Annotated in this window: 4 protein-coding genes; 2 read left to right on the top strand and 2 right to left on the bottom strand. The window is 63.0% G+C overall.

Features of this window, described 5'->3' with window-relative positions; genetic code table 11:
• Both ACY693_RS15430 and ACY693_RS15425 read left to right on the top strand, forming a co-directional pair.
• A partial coding sequence (locus tag ACY693_RS15430; protein ID WP_462322702.1) for a gamma-glutamyltransferase occupies nucleotides 1–1,669 on the top strand: 1,669 nt, incomplete at its 5' end.
• A gap of 121 nt (nucleotides 1,670–1,790) precedes the next feature.
• Entirely contained in the window at nucleotides 1,791–2,288 is a 498-nt protein-coding gene (locus ACY693_RS15425) for an Hsp20/alpha crystallin family protein (RefSeq protein WP_462322701.1), read from the top strand.
• A 264-nt stretch (nucleotides 2,289–2,552) separates the two neighbouring features.
• On the opposite strand, the gene ACY693_RS15420 is transcribed toward ACY693_RS15425, so the two are convergent.
• Both ACY693_RS15420 and ACY693_RS15415 read right to left on the bottom strand, forming a co-directional pair.
• Nucleotides 2,553–3,035 (bottom strand): retropepsin-like aspartic protease family protein, encoded by a 483-nt coding sequence (locus tag ACY693_RS15420; protein WP_462322700.1) that lies wholly within the window; start codon nucleotides 3,033–3,035, stop codon nucleotides 2,553–2,555.
• A gap of 154 nt (nucleotides 3,036–3,189) precedes the next feature.
• Nucleotides 3,190–4,651: APC family permease (locus ACY693_RS15415; protein ID WP_462322699.1), on the bottom strand; the 1,462-nt coding region annotated here is incomplete at its 5' end.

The raw sequence follows: 4,651 nt of genomic DNA, 5'->3' as shown, positions 1-4,651 counted from the left end.
GTCGCGCGGCATCATCGCCGCTGGACATGCGGTGACCGCCGAGGCGGCGGCCGAGGTGATGGCCGCCGGTGGCAACGCCTTCGATGGGGCCTGTGCGGCGCTTGCGACGGCAGCGGTTGCCGAACCGGTGTTGGCCTCGCTTGGTGGGGGTGGCTTCTTGATGGCGCGTCCGGCCGGTGGCGAGCCCGTACTGTTCGACTTCTTCGTGCAGACGCCCCGCCAAGGCTCGGTTGAGGCGGCATCGCAGTTCTTCCCGATCGTCGCCGATTTCGGCGATACCACCCAGACCTTCCATATCGGTGCCGGTAGCATGGCGACGCCGGGCGCGGTCGCCGGTCTGTTCGTTGTGCAGCAGGCGCTCTGTCGGTTGCCGATCGCCGATCTGTTGGTACCCGCGCAACGGGCGGCGCGTGAGGGGGTGACCGTCTCTAGGTTTCAACATAGGCTGGCGCGGGTGGTCGAGCCGATCTTGCGTGCGCATCCGGATTGCTTTGCGGTGCATGCGTCAGACCATGACGCTGAGCAGTTGGCGGCGCCCGGTGAGCGGGTTCGTCAGCCCCAGCTGGCTGAGGCGTTGGCGGAGCTGGCTGAGGTTGGTGCTGGGCTGCTCTATGGTGAGCGCTGGAATGAAGGGGTCGCTTCCTCAGGTGCTGGCCCAGGCCCAGGGTCTGGATCGGGGGTTGGTTCTGCTGCGGGTCCGTCCGTTCGTTCTGGCGCTGGCGGCCGGATCGGGTCTTGGGGTGAGCAGCTGACACAGTACTGTGCCAGGGCGGGTGGTCTGCTGAGCACCGCTGATCTGGCGCAGTATCGGGTCGAGCGGCGTGCTCCGCTGAAGCAACGCTTTCAGGGAGCTGAGCTTTTTCTGAATCCGTCGCCATCGTTTGGCGGCGTGTTGATCGCACTCACACTCGAGCTGCTGCAGGAGGCGGGTCCAAGCTCGGAGGTCTTCGGTAGCTTTGAGCAGCGCCAGCGGTTGGCGCTGGCGATGCGGCTCACGCAAGAGGCGCGAAATGCGGCAGGTGCGCAGTTGCCGTCTGGGTTGGCGTCTGACCTTGTGGCGAGCTATCGCGAGCAGATGCGTGCGCGTGCGAGGGTTTGGCGCGGGACGACTCAGGTGAGCATTGCCGATGCCGAGGGCAATCTTGCCAGCCTAACCCTGTCGAATGGGGAGGGTGCCGGGGTGCTGCTGCCGGGGACCGGCATCATGATGAACAATATGCTCGGTGAGGAGGACTTGAATCCGAATGGGGTGGCGAGGTTTCCGCTGGATCAGCGCATGAGCTCGATGATGTGCCCAACCTTGATCCGGCAGCCGAGGTCCGATGCTGGGCCGGGCAAGGCGCCGTGCTGGATCGTCACCGGCTCGGCGGGCTCGAACCGGATTCGCAGCGCGATCCTCCAAGTGCTCTCGAATCTACTCGAACTCGGGATGCCGCTGGCTGAAGCGGTTGAGGCGCCGCGGCTGCACCTTGAGGGGGATCTGCTCAGCCTCGAGCCACCGGTCGAAGCGCCGCTGCTGAAGCAATTGCAGCAATATTGGCCTGAGGTCCAGGTTTGGCGCGATCGGAGTGTGTTCTTCGGCGGTGCGCATAGCGTGGCAGTCAGCGATGACGGTTGTTTTTCTGGTGCTGGTGATAGTCGACGCGGTGGTGTGGTCCGCGCCGTCTGAGCCAGTGTAGAGGCTGCTGCCCGGCAGTATTGGCGCACGATCGCAGTGCTCTGGATCAGCTTGTCTATTGCTCCTGCATGAGCCACACTATTGATATCGCAACAGAAAGGAGGTTAAGGCCATGTCACCCTTTCAACACCTACGTGATGAGTTCAGCCATGCTTGGGACGCGCTGCTCGATGGTTGGCAGCGGCTTTATCGGCGTGCGGCTGGCGCCATGACCCGCTTCAGTCAGGGCTCGAAGACCGAGGATGCCGAACAGAGTACCGAACTGGCCGAGCGCAGCGCCGGCTGGGGCGTGCTCGCGGGCGAGGTGCTCGACGGTGCGGATAAGGTCGTGGTGCGCTTGGAGACGCCGGGAATGAGCAAGGATGATTTCGATCTGGAGGTTGTTGGCGACTACCTGATCGTTCGTGGCGAGAAACGTGTCATGCGCGAGGAGACGCAAGGGCGTTGGCAGATTACCGAATGTGCCTACGGCAGCTTCGAGCGTGCCATTCCGCTGCCTGCGCCGGTCGATAGCGAGCAAGCGAGTGCGAGCTACGAGCACGGCGTCTTAAGGGTTGAGCTGCCGAAGCGGCAACCGCGCGAGCGTGGCGTCAAGCTCGCGGTGAGCTAGCCCCGAAGGTCAGTGTGCAAGGCAGCCTAAGCCGTGCAAGGACCCGACTTCTATAGAGGGTCGGCGCACGGCTAGGTGTCGGGCTTTTAGGTGTCGGGCTGTAAGCGTGTAAGAGCTTGGTGCGGTTCAAGGCCGGCGCGAGCGCTTCTTGCGCCGAGGCTTGTGGTGGGTGCCGGTTGTCTGTCGCTACGACTGGTCGAATCGCGATGGGGTCAGCTTGGGGGATTAGCGGGGGCAATCAGTGGGACCAGTCAGCTGGACCAATTAGCTGGGGAGGCGAATGGTGAGTTCGCCGCCGCGTTGGAGCAGCTCGAAGCGTCTAAGGAAATCCATGCCTAGCAGGACCTGATCGCCCGGGAAGTTGGGGAGCACGGTTGCGCGGAGATTGCGCGCTGTTAAGCCGCCAAGACCAACGCTGTCTAGCCGCGTGGTCCAGGTCTGAACCATCCCGTTTGCGGTCTTGCTCATTCCGCCGGGGCGCATCGGCAGGTCGAGCCGGCGTGCGAGCTCTAGCGGCAACGAGACGGTGGTCGCTCCGGTGTCGAGCAGGAACACCACCGATTCGCCGTTGATGGTGCCGGTTGCGACATAGTGGCCGTGGCGGTTCTGTTGCAGGACCACTTGGGGCATACCAGCGGGTCCGGCCTCGACCGTGAGATCACGGTTGGGGTTCTCTTTGTGATCCAGATAGTTCTGGAACAGCATCGCGAGCAGTGCGATGCCAGCCACCCAGGCGCCGAAGAGCATGGCTCTGCCAATGCGCGAGGGTCCGTCGTTTGGGCTTGGTAGTCTGACATTCATCCTTAAGACGATAAGGCCGATGCTGCTGTTTTTCGCGCTGGCACCACGGAATTTCGCGCCGCCCGAGGTCCCGCACGACCAGCCTTGAGGCGAAGGCGCGCTAGTACTCGCCCTGCTCGAACAGGCGTTCCTCCCGCAGATAACGATCATATTTTTCCTGGCTCAAGCGGCAATGGACGGCGTACCAGAAGATGCCGATGCAGAAGACGGCGATCAGCAGCATGTCCCATCCGAAGGGGATCAGTTTGTGACCACCGCCGAAATCACCCAGGTAAGAGAGCATGCCAAGGCCGATCAGATAGGGAAGTAGCCAGAGCGATTCACCGACGTCCAGCTGTTCGCCGCGCGTGTTCTTGACCTTGAGCAATAGCAACAGGAGGCCGGCCAGCAGGCAGGCGGCGAGCCGCCAGTAGGTGTCCCAGCCACTCCAGTAGATGATCAAGGTCGCGACAATGAAGGCGGTGGGCGCCAATATGCTTGCGCCTGGGAGGCGGAATCCGCGCTTGCGCTCAGGGTCAAGTCGACGCAGCGACATCAACGCGATGGGTCCGATGGCGAAGGACAGAATAATGGCGGCGCCGTTCAGGCTCAGGATCTCCTGAAACGGCATGAGGAAGAATACGGCCGAGGCGACCGCGAAGTTCAACAGCATTGCATAGGCGGGCACGCCGTACCGGTTGAGGGTCTCGAACAGCTTCGGAAAGAAGCCATTCTGGGCCAGGGCTAGCGCCAAGCGGCCCATCGAGCCGACCGAGACCAGTCCGCCACCCAAGGGGGCGACCACTGCGCCAACGTTGAGCAGACTCACCAGCCAGAGGATACCGACTGCCGTTGCCAGTCCGCTCAAGGGGCCGAAGTCACCGCTGATCTGCAGGGTTGTCCAGCCGTTCTCGAGGTCGGCCGGACTCAGTGCCCCGATGAAGGCCAGCTGGATCAGGCCGTAGACGAGAAAGCAGATCAGGATGGTCAGCAGGATCGCGGTCGGTACCGTGAATTGCGGGTTCTTGGCCTCACCAGCGAGATCGATGGTATGACGAAAGCCGATGAACGCGAAGATGATGCCGCCGCTTGCAATGGAGGCGAGGATGCCTTCGGCGCCCATCACGAAGAAGCCGCCGCCGGCGTGGAGATTGGAGACCTCAAAGCTGTCGACGATCAACACCAGGGCGACGATGACCGGGACCAACAGCTTTAGCCAGGTGATGGACGCGTTGATGCGCGCAAAGAAGCGCACGCCGAAGATGTTGATGATGGTGAACAACAGCAGCATCGCCGCTGCTGAGAACATGCCGAGCAGGCTCAGGTGTCCGGGCGTGGCGCTTTGATACAGCCAGGGCAGGTGCGGCGCCAGATAGCGCAGCATCGCCTCGACCTCGATCGGCGCGGTGGTGTTGTAGCCAACCCAGGCGCTCCAGCCCATTGCCATGCTGACGACGTTGCCATGGCTGAATTGCGGCAGGCGTGCGATGCCACCGGCAACCGGCAGCATGGCGGCGATCTCGGCGAAGGTCATCGCCAACAGGCCGATGGCAAGGCCGCCGAGTAGCCAGGCCAAGAGCGAC

It is taken from the genome of Halochromatium sp. (assembly GCF_054919635.1).
Note: the sequence above shows the minus strand (reverse complement) of the source record. Positions and strands in the feature narration are given on the sequence as shown.